This is a genomic window from Bacteroides sp. RTP31139st1_H2_RTP31139_211217, assembly GCF_040227615.1.
GTDB lineage: Bacteria > Bacteroidota > Bacteroidia > Bacteroidales > Bacteroidaceae > Bacteroides > Bacteroides uniformis.
On record NZ_JBCNZM010000041.1, the window covers coordinates 1 to 21252 of the forward strand.

The window sequence follows — 21252 nt, forward strand, 5'->3', positions numbered from 1 at the left end:
TTTTCGGCTGGCGGCGGCGAAGTTCTCTGTCTTGTCCACGTAGATGATGCCACGGCTGGAGTTGACAATCAGGCCGCAAGTCTTGTTCATGCCATACTTGCAGACTTCTTCCAGGGAGCCGCCTTGTGCGCCTACGCCGGGAACCAATAGGAAGTGTTCGGGAACAATCTTGCGGATATCTTCGAAGGCGCGGCCTTGTGTGGCGCCTACTACGTACATCATCTGTTCGTCACTGGCCCACTCCTGGGATTTGCGGAGCACTTTTTCGAAGAGGCGTTCGCCGTTGGTGTCTTCCGTCAGCTGGAAGTCGTGCGAGCCTTTGTTGCTGGTCAACGCAAGCAGGATTACCCATTTGCCTTCGTACGTAAGGAACGGGGTCACACTGTCTTCGCCCATGTAGGGAGCTACGGTTACGGAATCTATATCCAGCTCTTCGAAGAAGGTGCGGGCATACATGGCAGAGGTGTTCCCGATGTCACCGCGTTTGGCGTCGGCGATGATGAATTGGTCGGGATAGTTCTGCTTGATGTAGTTTACGGTTTTCTCGAAAGCTATCCAGCCTTTCACGCCCATGCTCTCATAAAATGCCAGATTGGGCTTGTAGGCGATGCAGAGGTCGGCAGTAGCGTCGATGATGGCTTTGTTGAAAGCGAATATAGGGTCTTCCTCTTTCAGAAGATGCTCGGGTATTTTCTTGATGTCGGTGTCAAGACCTACGCAAAGGAATGACTTCTTGCGCTTGATGTTCTCGAATAATTGCTGTTTGTTCATATTATTTTTTAGTTACGGGTTACTTATCACTGCCTTACAGCTCGCTCTCTTTCAGTCTTTCTGCATTTTCCGCCACAATCAGGTGGTCGATGCAGTCTTGGATGTCTCCGTCCATGAAGGCGGCGAGATTGTAGATGGTGTAGTTGATGCGGTGGTCCGTGATGCGTCCTTGCGGATAGTTGTAGGTGCGTATCTTGGCGGAGCGGTCGCCAGTGCTGACCATCGTCTTACGCTTGGAGGCGATGTCGTCGATGTACTTCTGGTGTTCCTTGTCGTAGATGAAGGTACGCAAGCGCGAGAGGGCGCGTTCCTTGTTCTTGGGCTGGTCGCGTGTCTCGGTACATTCGATGAGGATTTCTTCGACTATGCCTGTGTTGGGATTCTTCCAGTTGTAGCGCAGGCGCACGCCGGATTCCACCTTGTTCACGTTCTGACCGCCGGCACCACCGCTTCGGAAGGTGTCCCACTTGATTTCACCTTCGTTGATAACTACGTCGAACTCTTCGGCTTCGGGAAGCACGGCTACGCTAGCGGCTGAGGTGTGTACGCGTCCTTGCGTTTCTGTGGCCGGTACGCGCTGCACGCGGTGCACGCCCGATTCATATTTCAGGGTGCCATATACATTGTCGCCCGTCACGGAGCAGACAATTTCCTTGAAACCGCCGGCTGCACCTTCGTTGGCGCTGGATATCTCCATTCTCCATCCCTTGGATTCGCAGTACTTGGTGTACATGCGGAAGAGGTCGCCGGCAAAGATTGCCGCTTCGTCACCACCCGTGCCGCCACGAATTTCGAGGATGGCATTACGGCTGTCCTGCGGGTCGGCGGGGACGAGCAGCAGCTTTATCTGCTCTTCCAGTTCCGGTTGGCGGGTTTGGCAGGCATCCAGCTCTTCGCGTGCCATTTCCCGCATCTCCTGGTCTGTTTCGTTGGCGATGATTTCTTTGGCTTCTTCTATGCCGCGCAGTACTTGCATGTACTCTTTGCGGGCATTCATTAGGTCGCCCAGTTCTTTATATTCTTTGGTGAGCTTGACGTAACGCTTCTGGTCCGCAATCACTGCCGGGTCTGTAATCAAGGTCGACACTTCTTCGAAGCGGGCGACAAGCCCTTCCAGCTTTTCGAGTATGGTATTGTTGTCTGCCATATATTTAATACTTGAACTCTCCGAATTCACTCTTGATAATCAGTTCTTTCTTGTTGCTTTCTTCCACGCGGCCTACAATCTGTGCATCGATGTTGAAACTCTTCGAAATAGCAATCACCTCTTCTGCATGTTCGGGAGAGAGGTACACTTCCAGGCGATGCCCCATATTGAACACCTTGTACATTTCGCTCCAGTCCGTATCGCTCTGCTCCTTGATGGTCTTGAACAACGGTGGAACGGGGAAGAGATTGTCTTTGATGACACGGCAGTTGTCTCCCACAAAGTGCAGTACCTTGGTTTGTGCGCCGCCCGAGCAGTGTACCATACCGTGGATTTGGGGACGGAGCGCATCGAGCAGCTTCTTAACTACCGGTGCGTAGGTGCGGGTGGGGGAAAGTACCAGCTTTCCTGCATCCAGCGGACTGTCTTCGACACTGTCTGTCAGTTTTAGCTTGCCACTGTATACCAGCTCTTCGGGTACAGCCTTGTCATAGCTTTCAGGGTATTTCTCTGCCAGGTATTTGGAGAATACATCGTGGCGTGCGCTGGTCAGTCCGTTACTGCCCATACCGCCATTGTATTCTTTCTCATAAGTAGCCTTTCCGTAAGATGCCAGACCTACAATCACATCGCCCGGACGGATATTGGCATTGTCTATAACATCTGAGCGCTTCATGCGGCAGGTCACTGTCGAGTCTACGATAATGGTACGTACAAGGTCGCCCACGTCGGCTGTTTCGCCACCGGTGGCATAAACGCCTACTCCCATTTCGCGGAGTTCGGCAAGCAGTTCATCCGTACCGTTGATGATGGCTGAGATTACTTCGCCGGGGATGAGCAGTTTATTACGTCCGATGGTAGAGGATACCAGAATGTTGTCTACCGCACCCACACAAAGCAGGTCGTCGATGTTCATAATCAGTGCATCTTGTGCAATGCCTTTCCACACACCCAGGTCGCCGGTTTCCTTCCAGTACATATAGGCAAGACTGGACTTGGTGCCTGCTCCATCGGCATGCATAATGTTGCAATACTCCGGGTCACCGCCCAAAATGTCGGGGATAATTTTGCAGAAAGCCTGCGGGAAAATACCTTTGTCGATATTCTTGATGGCGTTGTGCACATCTTCCTTTGATGCGCTGACGCCTCGCATCATGTATCGTTGATTACTCATGAGATAATAGGTTTGTTCAATTGAATGTGCAAAGATACATCTAATCTTCTACAACACAAAGCGAGGCACAAAGTTTCTCGCCTTTGTGCCTCGCTATAGAGTTGTGTATTTATCAGAATTGTACCTGGGGAGCTTGTTCCGCTCCTTCTGCCGCTTCGAAATAAGCTCGTTTCTCAAAACCGAAGAGACCGGCAAGGATATTCTTGGGGAAACGGCGAATGGCTGTATTGAAGTTCTTGGCTGCATTGTTGAAGTTGGTACGTGCTACGTTGATACGGTTTTCCGTACCTTCCAGCTGTGCCTGCAGTTCCAGGAAATTCTGATTTGCTTTCAAGTCCGGATAGTTTTCTGTGATGGCAAGCAATTTACCGAGGGCGGAAGTCACCGCACCTTGTGCTTTCTGATATTCAGCCAGCTTTTCCGGAGTAAGGTCTGCCGCATCCACTTTGATTTGAGTGGCTTTGCTGCGGGCTTCTACTACACCTTCCAGTGTTTCCTTCTCGTGCGTGGCATATCCTTTCACGGTATTCACCAAGTTCGGAATCAGGTCGGCACGGCGTTGGTATTGGGTTTCTACGTTCGACCATTGTCCGCTGACATTTTCGTCCATGGTTACGAGTCCGTTATAGCCGGTTACACCCCAAATGGCGAGAAGAGCTATAACAACGATAATGATAATGGTTGATTTCTTCATACTTTTCATTTTTAGGCCTCACCTCCGATTCCTCTCCGATAGAGAGAGGGGAGGAGGGGAAGGCAGTTATTAATCATTTAATTATATTCTATGTAAACGTTTTATTTTCTTCCAGTATCCTCGAAGGTGTGTCAAAACGGTTGATGGCACACAGATGACACATCCTCGGCGTTAGAACCGGGAACCGGCTCCACCGCCACCTCCCATACCGCCTCCGAAGCTACCACCGCTGAAGCCTCCTCCGCCACTTCCGCCGAAGAGACCTCCACCACCGAAGATGACCGGACCACCTCCGCCTCCTCCCCGGTAATTTTCATCGTATGACTGCTGGCGGCGCACTACTTTATGTCCGCAATTGCGGCAGGTGTAGGTCACATCTTCCGTTTTCACTCCATTGCGGCGTGAGATGAGTATGCTGCTGCTACGTTGCAATTTATGTTGTCCGCAGTTGGGGCATTTGTTGGCAGCGCGTTGGGCAAGGATGCCTATAATAGATGCCACTGCGAGGAAACCGATAAGCCCCAGTAGGATACCTCCTACGGAGAGGTCATCCTCCTCTTCCGTGTCATTCACCATAGTGCCGTCAAGACGTGAACAGACTGCCTTTACACCCGCTACCATTCCAGCATCCCAATTACCGTCTTTCAGATAGGGAATCATGTATTTGGTCTGTATACGTTTGCAGATGGCATCAGGAAGGTCCCCTTCTAAACCGTATCCCGTATAAAACTGGATGCAGCGTTGGTCGGTTACCAGCAGAATGACCAAACCGTTGTTTTTTTCTTTTTTCCCTACTCCCCATTCATTGAGCAGCTGGTGTGAGAAATCAAAACAGTCTTCTTGTCCGATGGACGGGACAACGGCAACTACCGTTTCAATGCCAGTTTGCTGCTCCAATGCATAGAGCATACGGTCTATATTGTCACATGCCTCCGTGGATAGGATTCCGGCTGGGTTGCACACATAGCGTGTCTTGTCCTGAAGGTGTACTTTAGGAATATTCTTAGTGGTGTAGACTTCTTGTGCCTGCAAGGATAAGAGCAGGCATAAGAAGAATGTTATGGAAATAAATCGTCTCATACTACCAATATTTGTTGCGGCGAAGATAGGTAAAATCACATCAATGTATGTATTTTCCTACGAATTTCTTTACATGTTCGGTGTATTCCTGCGGATAATCCTTGTAAGACATAGCATGCGTGGCACCGGGCACAATCCATAATTCTTTGGGTTCGGGCTTGGCTTCGTAGAGGGGATAGACCATCCACGTCGGCACAAAGGTGTCGGCATCGCCGTGGATGAAGAGCATCGGCAAAGTACATTTCTTTACTTGCTCCAAAGCAGAGGCTTCCAGGAAGTCCCATCCGTACTCTTGCCGGCAGAGCCAGTTTGCTGTATGCAGAAGAGGGAAGGCGGGCAGGTTGAACTGTGCTTTCAGTTCTCCGCGAAACTCGTCCCATACGCTTGTGTAGCCGCAGTCTTCTACGAAACACTTGATGAAAGGCTGTTGGTATTGACCATGCTCCACTTCGCCGGATACCATCATGGTGGTGGCGGCTCCCATGGAGATACCGTGCACTACCATCTCTGTGCTGCGGGATGCTACGCTGTCTGTATGGCGGCGCCCGAAGAGTTCGTCAGCGGTTTCGGTCCATTGCAGTACGTCAAGCCGGTCTTTCCAGCCCATCTGTGCATGGTTTCCCTCGCTCATCCCGTGCCCGTAGAGGTCGGGCAGCAAGATGTTGAAGTCCATCTCCTTGTTGTACAGATAGCCTATCATCAGCATGCGCACGGCATTATCCGTATATCCGTGTACGATGACTGCTGTTTTTGGGGTGGGGTGGGCGGCGGCAACGTAGAGTGCGTGTAGCGTCTCTCCATGGTCGTTCTCAATGTAGAAGTCCTTCAATGCTCCTACAGTCACCAAACTGTCTACCCACGGTTGCAGTTCGGGATATTGCTCGAACATGAAGTTGTAGGATTCGGCAATGTTGCGACTGCGTGTGATAAGGCCTTCGGGTTTCAGAGCATGCCCCAGCATATAGTACCCTCCGCACAGTACTACGGTGCAGAGGGCAGCCAGACCGAGAATCGAATATTTTATGGTTTTCTTCATTATTTATTCCAAATTTCCCATGCAGCAAAGGCTTGCAGCAGTAACATTTCCAGACCGTTCTTAGTGACGGCTCCTTGTGCCTGGCCTTTCTTCATGAAAAGGGTTTCGTTTGGATTATATAACAAATCATAGAGCAAATGGTTGGGAGTCAGTAGTTCGTAAGGAATATTGGGACAGAAATCCACTTTGGGATACATGCCTACTGGGGTACAGTTGACAATCACTGTGTACTCTTGCATGATTTTCGGTGTCAGTTCTTCGTAAGTGAGGTATTTATCCTCTTTCTTGGCGCGTGATACGAAGGTACTTTTTATACTCAGGTTCTCCAGCCCGCGATATACGGCTTTCGATGCACCGCCGGTACCCAAAATCAGGGCTTTCTTGTGTTGTGGTTGCAAAAGTGGTTCTATGGATTGTGTAAATCCTATGATGTCGGAGTTGTAGCCAACCAGTTTCACTTTGCCTTTGGGAAGGCGGATAATCTTAATGACATTGACGGCGCCTATCTTGGCTGTGTCTTTGTCCAGTTCGTCCAGGTAGGGGATGACTTGCTCCTTGTAAGGGATAGTCACATTCAGTCCACAGAGGTTGGGATTTTCCTCGATAACTTCCATGAAATCCTCGATACGTGGAATTTCGAAATTTACATATTCTGCATCAATATTTTCTGCCTTGAATTTCTCATTGAAATATCCGATAGAAAAGGAATGTTTCAACGGGTAACCTATTAAACCGTATTTCTGCATAATATTTTAGTTATTGATTGAACTATATTCGTTTGTTTATGGAGTACATTATTGGTCGGAAGTAGTTGAGGAGGTGATTACCGGTTCTTTGATGATAACAAAACCTCCGAATTGCAATCCGTTGTCTTTTCCGTTCAAACAGAACTTTCTGTCGAATACGGGTTTATTTTTTGATTTCCAGATCAGTTTGCTAGAGAAGGTGATGACGTCTTGAGTACCATCGTTCCAGTCTATTATCACTTTTTCGTTATCGAATGTATCGTCGCCATTGAATTCTCCAAAAGTGAGAAAGTATTTGCCAGTTTCAAATTTCATTGTTTGCAGACCGTTGAAGTGTGCAAGGTAAGCTTTGGTTTGGCTTATTGGAACGTCCTTTTCATATATTTTTCCATTATAGATTGCCTTGATTCCTTGCTTGGCAATGTTGCCGGGAGTTTCAGGATTCAACAAATCATTACCTTGAGCATCTTGTACTGCGATATGCAGTTCGATAGGAGCAAAATCCCATATCATATCATCACTTCCCGAATCATCGCAAGCTGTGAAACCGGCAACGCAAAGGAGGGAAATAAATAATAAATAGAGGGTGTGTGTAGCTTTCATAAGGTCTCTTTTTTATATAAGTTTCTTCTTTTTATTTAGTTGCCACATAAAGTGTACATATCCCGAAAGTCAGCCGCTTGAAGTGCACTTCGCTGAAGCCTGCCTTGCGGATTACCTCCTGCATCACTTCTCCCTGCGGGAAGGCGCGAATACTTTCCGGTAGATAGGTGTAGGCGCTGTTGTCTTTCGAAATACATTTACCGAGCAGGGGGATGACAACTTTGGAGTAGATGGTGAACAACTGTTTCATCGGGAAGCGGTCTGGTGTGGAGAGCTCCAGTATGACGAGATGTCCGCCGGTCTTTAGTACGCGGCACATCTCGGACAGTCCCTTGTCCAGCCCTTCGAAGTTGCGGATGCCGAACGCTACGGTCACGGCGTCGAAGCTTTCGTCGGCAAACGAGAGGGAGGTGCAGTCCTCCCGGACAAATGAAATCTTGTTCGAGAGGTGCGCCTGCTTTACTTTTTCACGTCCCACGTTCATCATGCCTTCCGAGATGTCGGTGCCAATCAGGCTATCGGGTTGCAGTTCGCGGCATGCAAGGATGGCGAAATCGCCGGTGCCGGTAGCTACGTCCATAATACGCCGGGGGCGGAAAGGACGTAGGTACTTGATTGCTTTCCTACGCCAGCTGCGGTCGATGCCCATGGATAGGGTGTGATTCAGCTTGTCGTAGGCAGGAGCGATGTTGTCGAACATTTCTTCCACTTGTTCGCTCTTCTTGCCGTCATTACCGTAGGGCTTGATGTGTTCTTGGGGATAGTCCATTTACTTTAAATATTCGGTTACATTCTTTTCAATGCGTTCGGCAATGTTGCTGGTATCTTCCTTTACAAACTTCTCGCCGGTGATGTGTTCGTACAGTTCGATGTAACGTTCGCTGATTGAAGTAACGATTTCGTCGGTCATTTCCGGTACCTGCTGTCCTTCCTTGCCTTGGAAACCGTTGTCCATCAGCCATTCGCGTACAAACTCCTTGGAGAGTTGCTTTTGCGGTTCGCCGTTGGCAAAACGTTCTTCGTAGCCTTCGGAGTAGAAGTAGCGGCTGGAGTCGGGCGTATGGATTTCGTCCATCAGGTAAATCTTGCCGTCGTGCTTGCCGAATTCGTATTTGGTGTCTACCAGAATCAATCCGCGTTCCGCTGCAATCTCGGTACCGCGTTTGAAGAGGGCCATGGTGTATTGCTCCAATACGGCATATTCTTCGGGTGTGGCAAGACCTTGTGCCAGGATTTCTTCTTTGGAGATGTCGGCATCGTGTTCGCCAATCTCGGCTTTAGTGGTCGGGGTGATGATGGGTTCAGGGAATTTCTGGTTTTCCTTCATCCCTTCGGGCAACTTCACGCCGCAGATTTCACGTACACCGCTCTTGTAGGCACGCCATGCGCTGCCACAGAGGTAACCGCGTACAATCATTTCTACGGGGAATCCTTCACACATCACACCTACCGTCACCATCGGATCGGGTGTAGCCATTTTCCAGTTGGGGCAGATGTCGGTTGTGGCATCCAGGAATTTTGCTGCAATCTGGTTCAACATTTGTCCTTTGAAGGGAATACCTTTCGGCAATACTACGTCAAAGGCTGAGATGCGGTCGGTAGCTACCATGACCAACTTTTCACCATTGATGTTGTACACATCACGAACTTTTCCGTGGTACACGCTTTTCTGTCCGGGAAAGTTAAATTCAGTTGCTGTTAATGCTTTCATCTTTGTAATATTTACGATTTTGAGAATTTACTGTTTCTGTTCAATCTTACTATCGGCTTGTTCGGCTTTGCGTCGTTCACGCTCCGCTTTCGCTTCCTTGTCGAACTTCTCGTAGGCCTCCACAATCTGAGTTACCAACTTATGGCGTACGATGTCTTTCTTGTTCAGCTCCACGAAACTGATGCCTTTTACGCCTTTCAGAATCTTCAGTGCCTGCACCAGACCGGAAGTCTGGGAAGAAGGCAAGTCAATCTGCGTCATGTCTCCCGTGACAATCATCTTGGTGTTCATGCCCATGCGGGTGAGGAACATCTTGATTTGCTGGGTGGTCGTGTTCTGCGCTTCATCCAGAATGACGACGGCATCGTTCAGTGTGCGTCCGCGCATAAAGGCGAGGGGGGCAATCTGGATGATGTTCAGCTCCATATACTCTTTCAGCTTGGCGGCAGGTATCATGTCCTGCAGGGCGTCATAGAGTGGTTGCAGATACGGGTCTATCTTGTCCTTCATGTCGCCGGGCAGGAAACCGAGCTTTTCTCCGGCTTCTACGGCAGGGCGGCTGAGGATGATTTTCTTTATCTCCTTATTCTTTAGTGCCCGCACGGCAAGCGCGATGGCTGTATAGGTCTTTCCTGAACCGGCGGGACCGATGGCAAACAGCATGTCATTCTTGGCAAATGCCTCTACCAGCTTCAGCTGGTTCTCGCTGCGCGGGATAATCGGCTTTCCGGTTACGCTGAATACAATGACATTGCCCGATTTTTCCGCTTGCGGGGCATTGCCTTTGATGATGTCTATAATGACCTCTTCTTTCAAAGAGTTGTATTCGGCACAGTATTTCTCCAGCTTGGTGATGTTCTCCTCGAATGCACACATTTCCTCCTCATCACCCAATACTTTGATGACATTGCCGCGGGCAACGATGCGAAGCTTGGGATACAAGGCCTTTATCAGCTGCATGTTGGCGTTGTTTACGCCATAAAATATTACCGGGTCAATATCTTCAAGAACAATCAGTTTTTCTATCATTGATATGTTTTAAAGTTCAATTCGTTCTTTTAGTGAAACGTTCTGCAAATGTAGTGAAACGTTTGGATACTTAAACAGTTCCATTGGGTATTTTTTTTGCAGTGGCTTCGGGTAGATTGTCGGTAATTGTTGCACGACGATGCCGTTTCCTTTTTTTGAGCATCCGATGCGTTGCCGGTTCAGCGTCTGCTCCTTCATGTTGAAGATGATATTGGGGTCGAAGTGCTGGCCGTTGACGCGTGTCTCGAAGTGCAGATGCTCGGTAGAGGCGCGTCCGGTGCGTCCGGTCAGTGCGATGGGCTGTCCGGCTTTGACTGTGTCGCCACAATGTACAAGGTTTTTGAAGTTGTGGCTGTATATCGTTTCCAGTCCGAAGTCATGGCGTACGACGACGACATTGCCGTAGGCGCTATAAGGCTTGGACATCCGTACTACGCCGTTGAAGGCACTCCGTATGGTGTCTTTGGCGTAGGTCTTGATGTCTATGCCACTGTGGCGTCCCCGCCCCCGTCCGTAAGGGGAGATGACTTTTCCTCCAGGCAGGGGAAAGGAGTATTCCGTGTCCGGAATGTCCTCCAAAGGTAGCTCTATCAGTTCTCTTTGCGAAAACAGTCCCGGAGTGGCAACGCGGATATGGTTGGTTTCCATGGTGGAAAAGACCGTTTTCTTCCCTTGTGCCGTGGCACCAAGGGCTATGAGCAGGAGAGGGACAAGAATACGGATTCTCATTTATTCAAAATATTGTATAGTCCCACTGGTAGAGGAAGCATATTTCTCCAACAGTTCCAATATCATTTCGGCTGCTTCTTTCAGACCTTCCTGCCCGTTGTAGCCGTTGACAATGGCAAGGATATGGCGGGTTTCAAGTTTCATCTTGGTGCGTTCGTGGTCGCTGGTCGGGGTACCGATACCGCCTATACGGTCGCGGTAGACGGGCAGCCCTTCTATGTTCAGCATGCCGCGGCCTATACCCTCGAACAATTCCTCGGCACGTCCTATGCCCAGCTCAAGGTCGGTCCCTTGTATCTCGTCGGCATCAAATCCGCCGATAGAGTGGCCCGTACGTAGGGAGACAAGGTTGATAAGGTCTACCAACGTATCTATCTGATAGAGTTCCAATCCGCGCAGCAGTCGCCGTCTCAGTGCTTCGGCCGAGGGACGGTAGCGGCTGGGGTCCTTGCCGCAACGTTTGTAGGCTTCGCGGGTGGCGGCAATGACGGGTTGGTACTTGATGCTGTCCGTGGTTTCACGGGCTCTTAGCTCTTGGGTGAAAGTTGCGATTTCTTGCCACAACCCTTCGCAATATGGGGTATTTGTCACTTCGGCAAATACGGCTGCACCGCGGAATTCGGGGCAATTCTGCTTGATTTCTTTAGAAAGTGTGATATGATACATTAATGCAATCCGTTTGAATGGGTTAACATGATTCCCGACAATATCCTTCCGGATTTGATACCCATCCGGCGTGCCGAGAAAAACTCTTCATATTGGGTAAAAGTACATATATTGGCTGTCTCCACTTGTGCGGAAGGTACTCCGAAGTCCAGTAGTTGCAGTCGGTTGGCAGCCCATAGGTCGATATGGTATTTGTGGGTGGCGGGTTTCCATTCGGAGATGTAATCCATCTGGAAACCGTTCTTACGGAATGCTTCATAGACTTCGTCGCCTACCTCGAAGGCGGAAAGGGAGATGCCGGGGCCGATGCAGGCTATCACTTCTTTGCCCTCTGTGCCATAGCGGGCACGCATCTTGTCGAGTGTGTGGCCGAGGATGTAATTCACAGTGCCGCGCCATCCGGCATGAACAGCGGCTATCACGGCATTCTTCCGGTCGTAGAGCAGGATGGGAATGCAGTCTGCCGTAGAGATGCAGATGCAGCAGCCCGGTTCACGGGTTATCAGTGCATCAATGCCCTGCAACATGGAGTGGCGTTCTTCTGCTGTTGCATGCAGATAAGTTCCGTCAATGACAAGTGCCTTTGTCCCGTGGGTCTGAAACGGGATGACCAGTTCTTGGGGGCGTTGGGGCAGGGAAGAACATACTATTTCCTGGTTGCGGCGTACAGCTTCGGCTTCGTCTCCCGTGTAAGGTGTACAGTTGAGGGAGGCATAGTTACCTTGGCTGCATCCACCGTGGCGGGTGGTTACAAAACAAGAAATGCCGGGATATGAGGCAAGCAGCTCATATCCCAACATTTTCCTATCTTCTGTAAGAGGAATCATTTTTTATCTTCCTCCCAATCTTCTTCGTATTCAAAGTCCTCGAGGTCCTCTATGTCCTCGTCGTCGTTGACGTATTCATAGCTGAGGTCCTCGTCCTCACCCTCTTCTTTCAATTCTTCCTGCAGGTGGCTGAGGTCTTTGGCGCGATGGGCAATGCTGTCCACTTTGCCTTCTATCTTATTACTTTCCTTGTTCAGCTCTTCCCAAAGGATGTCTTTCAGCGTAGAGATGCCCATGCCGGAGACAGCAGAGATGAATATATGCGGAATCCCTTCGGGCAGTGTCGGCTCTATCTCGTCCATCAGTTCCTGGTCGAGCATGTCGCATTTGGTGACGGCAAGCACTCTCTGTTTGTCCAGCATTTCGGGGTTGAAAGTGCGAAGCTCGTTCAACAGGATTTCGTATTCCTTACGGATGTCGTCACTGTCGGCAGGCACCATGAACAGCAACAATGAGTTGCGCTCGATGTGGCGCAGGAAACGCAATCCTAAGCCTTTGCCGGCACTGGCTCCTTCGATGATGCCGGGAATGTCCGCCATCACAAACGATTTGCTGTCGCGATAGGACACGATGCCCAGATTGGGTTCCAGCGTTGTAAACGGATAATTGGCGATTTTGGGCTTCGCCGCAGAAACGGATGCCAGTAAAGTGGATTTTCCTGCATTGGGGAAACCTACCAGACCGACGTCTGCCAGCAGCTTCAGTTCCATGATTACCGTCAACTCCTGCATCGGTTCGCCCGGTTGTGCAAAGCGGGGAGCCTGGCGTGTGGCGGTTTTGAAGTGCCAGTTACCCAGACCTCCGCGTCCGCCTTTCAGCAAGATGACTTCTTGTTCGTGCTCGGTGACGTCGCAGATATATTCACCCGTTTCGGCGTTGTACACCACCGTGCCGCAGGGCACTTCAATCACCTTGTCCGCTCCGTCTTTTCCGAAACTGCGGTTTTTGGAACCGGATTCTCCGTGACCTGCCAGGATGTGGCGATCGTACTTCAGATGGAGTAGCGTCCAGTAGTTGCGGTTACCCCGCAGGATGACATGGCCTCCTCGTCCTCCGTCACCTCCGTTGGGGCCTCCGTTGGGTATGTATTTCTCACGCCGCATATGCGTAGAACCTCGTCCGCCCTTTCCGGAGCGGCAATATATTTTTACGTAGTCAACAAAATTCGATTCAGCCATATTCTGTTTTATTGTTATTTCACTGCGTCAATAGCCTTGCAAACATCGGCAAAGATTTCTTCCAATACGCCGAAGCCCTGGATGTGTTGGTATTTGCCGTCCTGCTTGTACCAGTCAATCAGCGGAGCTGTCTGTGAGTGGTAAACCACCAGACGCTTCTTGATTGTCTCTTCATTGTCGTCTGCACGTCCTGATTCTTGTCCGCGCTTGATGAGGCGCTTCATCAGTTCTTCTTCGGGCACGTCGAGGTCGAGCATCACGCTGACTTCCTGTCCGCGTTCGGCGAGCATCTTCTTTAATGCTTCAGCCTGGGCGATTGTTCTGGGGAAGCCGTCGAAAATCACGCCTTTGCTATCCTTGAAGCTGTCGAATACGCTTGCCAGAATATCAATCATCAACTCATCGGGGATCAACTGGCCCTGGTCGATATAACCTTTAGCAGTCTTGCCCAGTTCTGTACCGTTTTTCATTTCAGCACGGAGCACGTCTCCGGTAGAGATGTGGTTGATGCCATACTTTTCTACAATCTTTTCACTTTGTGTTCCCTTACCTGAACCGGGAGCACCAAAAATTACAATGTTCAACATTTGCTTAGTTATTATTTAATGATTTACTATATTATGTCTGTATCAGTCTACTACAGTATAAATGTCGGGATAGTTGCGCCCGAAGCCGTCATAATCCAACCCGTAGCCCACGATGAAGTCGTTCGGAATATTCATGGCCACATATTCTATGTTTAAATCAACTTTCAGCTTATCAGGTTTCACCAGTAGGGAGGCAATATGAATCTCCCTGGGACCGCGAGTGCCGAGGGTGTCCAGTAAGCGTTGCATGGTGAGTCCCGTATCTACTATGTCCTCTACAATGACCACTGTACGGTCTGTGAGGTCTTCATTGATGCCTATTACTTCCTTAATTACCCCGGTAGAGGATACTCCTTGATAAGATGCCAATTTGACAAACGAAATTTCGCAGGGAATCGTGATTCGTTTCAGCAAATCGGCGGTAAACATGAACGAACCGTTCAGTACGCTGAGGAATAGAGGATTCTTTCCTGCCAGGTCGCGGTTGATTTCGTTCGCTACACGGGTTACTTCTTTCAGTATGTCCTGCTCCTTGATGGAGACTGTGAACATCTTGTCTTTTATTTGTATGGTATCCATAGATGGGATGTTTTTAGAAAGTTGCCGCAAAAATACGATTTTTATTCCACTCCATGCATCATCTTCTGTAATTTCTTTGAAAGCAGGAAGAGGATAAGCGATGCCGTGGCAGACATGACGACGAACACCATGAAGAAATCGTACATCGTCTCGATGCGATAGCCCAGTAGCGTCTTTACCTTTCCGGCTTCGGGGTAGAGCCCGCTCAGCGTGCCTGCAAACTTATTGGCAGTGGCGGTGGAGAGGTACCATATCCCCATCATCAGCGAGGCGAAGCGGATGGGCGTGAGCTTGTTCACCATGGAGAGTCCGATGGGCGAGAGGCAGATTTCGCCCATGGTATGGATGAAGTAGAGCCCCGTCAGCCAAATGAGACTCACCTTGATGCCCGGCTGAACATCTTTCACCCCAAGGCAGATGACGAGATAGCCCAGTGAAAGCAGTAGCAGGCCGATGGCTTGCTTGGTGGGCGAGGCGGGCTCCATGCCCCGCTTGCCCAGGGCGCCCCATACGCCCGGCATGATGGCGGCAAGTATCACCACAAAGAAGGGGTTGAAGGACTGAATCCAGGAGGCGGGCATTTCCCACCCCAGGATGACGCGGTCGGTCTGCTCGGAGGCGAAAAGCGTGAGCGAGGCGCCTGCCTGCTCGTAGGCCGCCCAGAAGAAAATGACGAAGAAGGCGATGATGTAGATGACGAAGATGCGGTCGCGCTCCGTCTTGGTGAGCGAGCCTTCCAGCAGGATGCTGACGGGAAACACGATGCAGGCGGTGAAGATGCCGATGCTTATCCAATCGTCCCCGAAGCACCAGTAGAAGAAACCGGCAAGCGCGATGGCGAGCAGGGCGAGCAGCAGGTAGTTGCGCATGGTCCGTCCGTTGGCATGGGCACTCTTCCGGGCGGTGTTGTCTGCCTGGGGCCGTTCCTTGCGGGCGTCGGGGATGATGCCGAGGGGCTTGCCGTCGGGGCCGATGAGGTACTTGTTCTTCTGGGTTTCGAAGAGGACGACCGTCAGCACGGTGACGATGGCGGCAATGAGGAAGCCCCATCGGAAGTCGTGAGGGTTGCCCGTCTCGCCAAAATAGCCGCAGACCAGCGGGGCGAGGAAGGAACCCACGTTGACACCCATATAGAAGATAGTGTAGGCGGAATCCAGCCGTTTGTCACCCGGCTCGTAGAGCTGCCCCACCAGGGAGGAGACGGTGGGCTTGAAGCAGCCGTTGCCCAATATAAGGAAAGTCAGTCCGCCGTACATCAGCCAATGCGAAAGCTCACGCGCCTCCAGCATCGAGGCACTGGCAAACATCAGGAACTGGCCGACTGCCATCATCATGGCCCCCCAGAAGACGGAACGGCGGATGCCCCAGTATTTGTCGGCGATGTAGCCGCCGATTAAGGGTGTCAGGTACACCAGTCCGGTGTAGCTGCCGTAGATGGAGGCGGCGTGCTCCTTGTCGAAAAGGAGTGCCTGGGTGAGGAACAGAATGAAGATGGCACGCATGCCGTAGTAGCTGAAACGCTCTGCCGTGCTGGTGGCGAAGATAAGGTAAAGACCTTTCGGGTGTCGGGATGTACTCATTGAATATGCTTTTATTGTTTTGGCTTTTATTATATGTTGAGGGTACAAAATTAGTCATTATTTTGCGTAAGTTAATGGGTATAATTAGAAACTTGCCGACAAGCCTGCGGGAACTTGCCGACAAGCTTGTGCAAACTTGTCCGTAAGCCTACGCAAACTTAAAACAGAATTTCTGTTTCTGTAAATAAAGCTTTTGTTTATAGAAATAGAGCTTTTGTTTCTAAGAATAAAGGCTTTGTTCTAAGAATCCTTTGCATTGAAGACAACTTTTCCTTACGGAGCAGATATTTTTTCCCGGGGGGCAAAGCAACTTGATAAAAAACGTCTTCTCTTTGTACAGTTGAAATCAAAGCCCTATCTTTGCTCTACGATTTTAAGATAATCCTATTATGAAGATATTTCCTACTACAAGCATCAAGCAACTGGATGCAGATACCATAAAGAATGAACCGATTGCCTCCATCGACCTGATGGAACGTGCCTCACGCGCATTGGCCCGTGCCATTGCCGAGCGTTGGGAGCCGGACACGCCGCTCACCGTTTTTGCCGGACCGGGGAACAACGGTGGCGATGCGCTTGCCCTGGCGCGACTGCTGGCCGGGAAGGGCTACCGGCTCGAGGTGTATCTCTTCAATACGAAAGGGACGCTTTCGCCGGACTGCGAGACGAACAAGGAGCGGCTGGCCGACGTGCCGGGCGTGGACTTCCACGAAGTGACCACTCAGTTTGTGCCTCCCGTGCTGACGGCAGACCATGTGGTGATAGACGGCCTCTTCGGCAGCGGTCTGAACAAGGCTCTGAGCGGCGGTTTTGCAGCCGTAGTGAAGTACATCAATGCCTCGCCCGCCACGGTGGTGTCCATCGACATCCCGTCGGGACTGATGGGTGAGGACAACACCTACAACGTACATACGAATATCGTCCGTGCCCATCTGACGCTGAGCCTGCAACTGCCGAAACTGGCATTTCTCTTTGCCGAGAACGAGCCGTATGTGGGCGAATGGCAGTTGCTGGACATCGGGCTCAGCGAGGATGCCATCCATGACATGGAAACGGACTTCCGCTTGCTGGAGCATGAAGACGTGTCTGCCCTGCTGAAGCCGCGCAGCCGGTTTGCCCATAAGGGGAACTTCGGCCGCGCACTGCTGATAGCCGGTTCGCAGGGGATGGCGGGGGCCTCGGTGCTGGCTGCGCGTGCGTGTCTGCGTTCAGGTGTGGGGCTGCTGACGGTACATGTGCCGTTCTGCAACAACTTCATTGTGCAGACTTCCGTGCCCGAAGCCATGACGGAGCTGGATATCAGCGACACCTGCTTTGCCGCCGCTACCGATACGGACGATTACCAGGCCGTGGCGATAGGCCCGGGACTGGGAAAGGCGGCGGAGACCGAGGCGGCTCTGCTGGAGCAGATAGAGACATGCCAGACTCCGATGGTGGTGGATGCTGATGCCCTGAACTTGCTGGGCGAGAAGCGTAACTATATAGGGCGTCTGCCCAAAGGGAGTATTCTGACTCCGCACCCCAAGGAGCTGGAGCGTCTTGTAGGCAAATGCCAGAATTCGTACGAGCGCCTGATGAAGGCTCGTGAGCTGGCGAAGAGCGCCGGAGTGCACATCATCTTGAAAGGCGCTTATTCTGCCATTGTCACTCCTGCCGGGAAATGTTTTTTCAACCCTACCGGCAATCCGGGTATGGCAACGGGAGGCAGCGGTGATGTGCTGACCGGAGTGGTGCTTGCCTTGCTTGCCCAAGGCTATGAGCCGGAGAAGGCTGCCTGCCTGGCCACGTATGTGCACGGACTGGCGGGAGATGTTGCCTGCAAGAAGCAGGGGGCAGTGGGGATGACGGTGGGGGATATAGTTGCCTGCCTGCCGCTAGCGTGGAAGATGCTGGAAGAATAAGGAGAGAAGTGTAATTTGGATGGCTTGTCATGTCAACAGAAATAAGATATTTTGAAAACAGAAAAGATTGGCGGAAGTGGCTGGCTGACAATTTCGATACTGCCGATGGAGTCTGGTTTGTGTTTCCTACTAAATCTTCAAGCGAGAAAAGTATTGTATATAATGACGCTGTTGAAGAGGCCCTTTGTTTCGGGTGGATTGACAGCACGATAAAGTCACTTGACAAAGAACATAAAATTCAGCGTTTCACACCCAGGAATCCTAAAAGTACCTATTCGCAAGCCAACAAAGAAAGGTTGAAATGGTTGCTGGAGCATAAAATGATACATCTTGAATTTGAGGATAAAATACGAACTGTCTTGTCGGTTCCTTTTGTTTTTCCAAATGATATAATCGACAGATTGAAAGAGGATGAAAGAATATGGAAGAATTATCAGAGTTTCTCTGACCCCTATAAACGTATCCGAATCGCATACATTGAAGCGGCGAGGAAACGACCGGAAGAATTTGAAAGGCGATTAAATAACTTTATCTGTAAAACGAAAGAGAACAAAATAATAATAGGGTTTGGCGGGATTGAAAAATACTATTAACGCTAATTCTTTTCCGCTTATTTCTCTCTTGTCGTAATGTGGAAGCATCCTTGCTTCAACTCGTACTTGATGTAGCATTTATCGGCTTTCCGCAGGTCACGGAGCACTTCCGAAAGAACCAGTTTTAAGGTATCTGCGCTGACATCCTGCAAAGGACGTCCATCCTCGTCTTCTATTTTCTGAAAGCGCTTCCAACTGACATCGAATGTCGTTCCGTAAAAATGTGCCGAGTTTGGAGAAGCATTGCCGTTACGGCGGCGCAGGCGTTTTACGTCGTCTTGGGTGCGGAGTACGGAAGTCACAATTATCTTGTTTGGATTCAGCCCCTTGGCGGTCAGTGAATCAAGGAAGTTGTGTCCGATGGTATCCAGTAGGCTGGCGGCGCCCGGAATGAGAAAAGGGATGGAATGCGTCAGTGAATCCACGGCATAGAGCTCGTTCGTCGTGATAGGTTGCAGTTGCTCCTTCATCTTTTCTGCTTCCTCGCGGGAGGAAAGCACACGTATGCCGATGGCTTGGGCTACATTGAGATGTTTCTCATTCAAGTCTCCGAACGAGCGTTTGTAGCTGACAACGCCCCGAATGTTGCGCGGTTCGTTCAACTTGAGCGACATGTCTTTCTTCTTGCAGCCGGCAAAGGTGAATGTTGCGGCAGCTGCGACAATTATCAGTATAGGTAGGATTCTGGAAGAATATCTCATCTTATAAATGTACTATGTCTGTGAAAAATCTGCGTTAATCTGTGGTGAAAACCTTGCAAAGATAATGCAAACCTTCTTAAATTAGCACTGTCTTTGCTGAAAAAGCGAATATAGGCTGCACCTCAACATTACTTTTTCATGCGAGCATGAAAGTTCTGTATTCGGTTTGCACTATCTTTGCACACAAAAAAGACCGTGCAACGATATTTTATATACCTGGCTTATGATGGCACCGCTTATCACGGCTGGCAAATCCAGCCGAATGGAGCGAGTGTGCAGGAGTGTTTGATGAAGGCGCTGAGTACCTTGCTGCGTCGCGAGGTGGAAGTCGTGGGAGCGGGGCGTACCGATGCCGGGGTGCATGCCTCACTGATGGTAGCTCACTTTGACAGTGATTCTCCTCTGGACACTGTTTTTATGACGGATAAGCTGAATCGTCTGCTTCCTCCCGATATTTCCGTATACCGCTTGCGGGCCGTGAAGCCCGATGCACATGCCCGCTTTGATGCTACGGCGCGGATGTATAAGTATTATGTCACTACCGCCAAGTCTCCTTTCAACCGCCAATATCGTTGCCGTCTGTTCCAAACACCGGACTTTGAACGGATGAATGAGGCTGCCCAAACCTTGTTTGACTATACGGACTTTACCAGCTTCAGCAAACTTCATACGGATGTCAAAACCAATAATTGCAAGATTATGCATGCCGCCTGGACCCGGGTAGACGATGTGACCTGGGTGTTCACCATCCAGGCCGACCGGTTCCTGCGGAACATGGTACGCGCCATTGTCGGTACTTTGCTCGAAGTGGGTCGCGGAAAACTTTCTGTTGAGGGTTTCCGACGCGTCATCGAACAGAAGGACCGTTGTCAGGCAGGAACCTCCGTTCCCGGAAATGCATTGTTTCTAGTGGATGTAGCCTATCCGGAAACTACTTTTTTAGAATAAAAGAGGGATGCACTACAAAAACGTACCCCCCTCCTTTTAATTTTTAATTCTTAATTTTTAATTAATTCTATGTGGTTATTGCTTGCTTTCCTCTCTGCTGCCTTATTGGGATTTTACGATGTCTTCAAGAAGAAGTCGCTTCGTGACAATGCCGTACTGCCGGTACTTTTCCTGAACACGCTGTTCTCGAGCCTGATATTTCTTCCTTTCATTCTGGTATCTGCCTTTGCGCCGTCGGTGTTGGGAGGTACGATGTTTGATGTTCCCGTGGTGGGGTGGGAGGTGCATAAGTTTATTGTTGTCAAGTCGTTTATCGTGCTCTCTTCCTGGATATTCGGTTATTTCGGGATGAAGCATCTGCCGCTGACCATCGTGGGACCGATTAATGCGACGCGCCCCGTGATGGTGCTTGTAGGTGCCATGCTTGTGTTTGGCGAACGCTTGAACCTTTATCAATGGATTGGCGTGATGCTTGCCATAGTATCCTTTTTCATGCTGAGCCGTTCGGGCAAGAAGGAGGGAATCGACTTCAAGCATAACAAATGGATTCTTTTCATCGTGCTGGCTGCCGTTGCTGGAGCTGTCAGTGGGCTGTATGACAAATATCTGATGAAGCAGCTCAATCCGATGCTGGTGCAGTCGTGGTATAATGTCTACCAAGTCTTTATCATGTGCCCCATTATCTTGCTGTTGTGGTACCCCAAGCGAAAAGAAAGTACCCCGTTTCGTTGGGACTGGACCATTATCTGTATCTCCATTTTCCTTTGTGCGGCAGACTTTGTCTATTTTTATGCCCTGAGCTATGAGGACTCCATGATTTCCATCGTTTCGATGGTGCGTCGTGGAAGCGTTGTTGTTTCCTTCCTTTTCGGTGCGCTTTTCTTCCGTGAAAAGAATTTAAAAAGCAAGGCTGTCGACCTCATTTTGGTGTTGATTGGAATGTTCTTCCTATATTTGGGGAGTAAATAAACA

General features: G+C 50.1%; 23 protein-coding genes. 4 read left to right on the forward strand and 19 right to left on the reverse strand.

Annotation, left to right across the window (positions count from 1 at the left end; all coding sequences use genetic code 11):
• The 18 genes from pyrF to ABUA47_RS09050 form a co-directional block, all read right to left on the reverse strand.
• Positions 1-771: orotidine-5'-phosphate decarboxylase (pyrF, locus tag ABUA47_RS08965; protein ID WP_349831556.1), on the reverse strand; the 771-nt coding region annotated here is incomplete at its 3' end.
• A 34-nt stretch (positions 772-805) separates the two neighbouring features.
• A complete protein-coding gene (prfA, locus tag ABUA47_RS08970; protein ID WP_035450002.1) occupies positions 806-1918 on the reverse strand; it encodes a peptide chain release factor 1 in 1113 nt (370 codons plus the stop codon).
• 4 nt (positions 1919-1922) lie between these two features.
• Entirely contained in the window at positions 1923-3092 is a 1170-nt protein-coding gene (locus ABUA47_RS08975) for an AIR synthase-related protein (protein WP_035450000.1), read from the reverse strand.
• Positions 3093-3204: 112 nt separating this feature from the next.
• A complete protein-coding gene (locus ABUA47_RS08980) occupies positions 3205-3786 on the reverse strand; it encodes a LemA family protein (RefSeq protein WP_005835359.1) in 582 nt (193 codons plus the stop codon).
• A gap of 171 nt (positions 3787-3957) precedes the next feature.
• Positions 3958-4866 (reverse strand): TPM domain-containing protein, encoded by a 909-nt coding sequence (locus ABUA47_RS08985; protein WP_005823693.1) that lies wholly within the window; start codon positions 4864-4866, stop codon positions 3958-3960.
• 40 nt (positions 4867-4906) lie between these two features.
• Complete coding sequence (locus ABUA47_RS08990) at positions 4907-5902, reverse strand: alpha/beta hydrolase (protein WP_035449998.1); 996 nt, start codon at positions 5900-5902, stop codon at positions 4907-4909.
• Positions 5902-6648, reverse strand: coding sequence for a shikimate dehydrogenase family protein (locus ABUA47_RS08995; RefSeq protein WP_035449996.1), 747 nt, complete (start codon positions 6646-6648; stop codon positions 5902-5904). Before ABUA47_RS08995 ends, ABUA47_RS08990 begins: the two co-directional genes overlap by 1 nt.
• A 48-nt stretch (positions 6649-6696) precedes the next feature.
• The gene (locus ABUA47_RS09000; protein ID WP_016272588.1) at positions 6697-7251 is read right to left on the reverse strand and encodes a hypothetical protein; all 555 of its coding nucleotides are present in this window, start codon (positions 7249-7251) and stop codon (positions 6697-6699) included.
• A 31-nt stretch (positions 7252-7282) separates the two neighbouring features.
• Positions 7283-8020 (reverse strand): bifunctional demethylmenaquinone methyltransferase/2-methoxy-6-polyprenyl-1,4-benzoquinol methylase UbiE, encoded by a 738-nt coding sequence (gene ubiE / locus ABUA47_RS09005; RefSeq protein ID WP_005823685.1) that lies wholly within the window; start codon positions 8018-8020, stop codon positions 7283-7285.
• On the reverse strand, positions 8021-8962 hold the full coding sequence (locus ABUA47_RS09010; protein WP_005823683.1) for a phosphoribosylaminoimidazolesuccinocarboxamide synthase: 942 nt from the start codon (positions 8960-8962) through the stop codon (positions 8021-8023).
• 27 nt (positions 8963-8989) lie between these two features.
• On the reverse strand, positions 8990-9991 hold the full coding sequence (locus tag ABUA47_RS09015; protein WP_005823681.1) for a PhoH family protein: 1002 nt from the start codon (positions 9989-9991) through the stop codon (positions 8990-8992).
• A gap of 9 nt (positions 9992-10000) precedes the next feature.
• Entirely contained in the window at positions 10001-10720 is a 720-nt protein-coding gene (locus ABUA47_RS09020) for a M23 family metallopeptidase (protein ID WP_005823679.1), read from the reverse strand.
• Positions 10721-11386 carry a B3/4 domain-containing protein gene (locus tag ABUA47_RS09025; protein ID WP_005823677.1) on the reverse strand — a complete coding sequence of 222 codons (666 nt, stop codon included), beginning with the start codon at positions 11384-11386 and terminating at the stop codon, positions 10721-10723.
• Positions 11386-12213 carry a peptidoglycan editing factor PgeF gene (gene pgeF, locus ABUA47_RS09030; protein ID WP_009037100.1) on the reverse strand — a complete coding sequence of 276 codons (828 nt, stop codon included), beginning with the start codon at positions 12211-12213 and terminating at the stop codon, positions 11386-11388. Before pgeF ends, ABUA47_RS09025 begins: the two co-directional genes overlap by 1 nt.
• A complete protein-coding gene (gene obgE / locus ABUA47_RS09035) occupies positions 12210-13391 on the reverse strand; it encodes a GTPase ObgE (RefSeq protein WP_349831557.1) in 1182 nt (393 codons plus the stop codon). Before obgE ends, pgeF begins: the two co-directional genes overlap by 4 nt.
• Positions 13392-13405: 14 nt before the next feature.
• Entirely contained in the window at positions 13406-13978 is a 573-nt protein-coding gene (locus ABUA47_RS09040; protein WP_005823672.1) for an adenylate kinase, read from the reverse strand.
• A 42-nt stretch (positions 13979-14020) separates the two neighbouring features.
• On the reverse strand, positions 14021-14557 hold the full coding sequence (gene hpt, locus ABUA47_RS09045) for a hypoxanthine phosphoribosyltransferase (RefSeq protein WP_005823670.1): 537 nt from the start codon (positions 14555-14557) through the stop codon (positions 14021-14023).
• 41 nt (positions 14558-14598) lie between these two features.
• Positions 14599-16137, reverse strand: coding sequence for a peptide MFS transporter (locus ABUA47_RS09050; RefSeq protein ID WP_035449991.1), 1539 nt, complete (start codon positions 16135-16137; stop codon positions 14599-14601).
• Between the two features lie 389 nt (positions 16138-16526).
• Here ABUA47_RS09050 and ABUA47_RS09055 point away from each other — a divergent pair, with 389 nt between their 5' ends.
• A complete protein-coding gene (locus ABUA47_RS09055; RefSeq protein WP_008665510.1) occupies positions 16527-18038 on the forward strand; it encodes a bifunctional ADP-dependent NAD(P)H-hydrate dehydratase/NAD(P)H-hydrate epimerase in 1512 nt (503 codons plus the stop codon).
• A 29-nt stretch (positions 18039-18067) separates the two neighbouring features.
• Positions 18068-18631, forward strand: a complete 564-nt coding sequence (locus ABUA47_RS09060) for a YdeI/OmpD-associated family protein (protein ID WP_005823665.1) — start codon at positions 18068-18070, stop codon at positions 18629-18631.
• 17 nt (positions 18632-18648) lie between these two features.
• On the opposite strand, the gene ABUA47_RS09065 is transcribed toward ABUA47_RS09060, so the two are convergent.
• Positions 18649-19332, reverse strand: a complete 684-nt coding sequence (locus ABUA47_RS09065; RefSeq protein WP_117945586.1) for a DUF5715 family protein — start codon at positions 19330-19332, stop codon at positions 18649-18651.
• Positions 19333-19527: 195 nt separating this feature from the next.
• On the opposite strand from ABUA47_RS09065, the gene truA reads away from it, so the two are divergent.
• Entirely contained in the window at positions 19528-20280 is a 753-nt protein-coding gene (gene truA / locus ABUA47_RS09070) for a tRNA pseudouridine(38-40) synthase TruA (protein ID WP_009037085.1), read from the forward strand.
• A gap of 69 nt (positions 20281-20349) precedes the next feature.
• On the forward strand, positions 20350-21249 hold the full coding sequence (locus ABUA47_RS09075; RefSeq protein WP_005823661.1) for a DMT family transporter: 900 nt from the start codon (positions 20350-20352) through the stop codon (positions 21247-21249).
• Positions 21250-21252 lie beyond the last annotated feature (3 nt).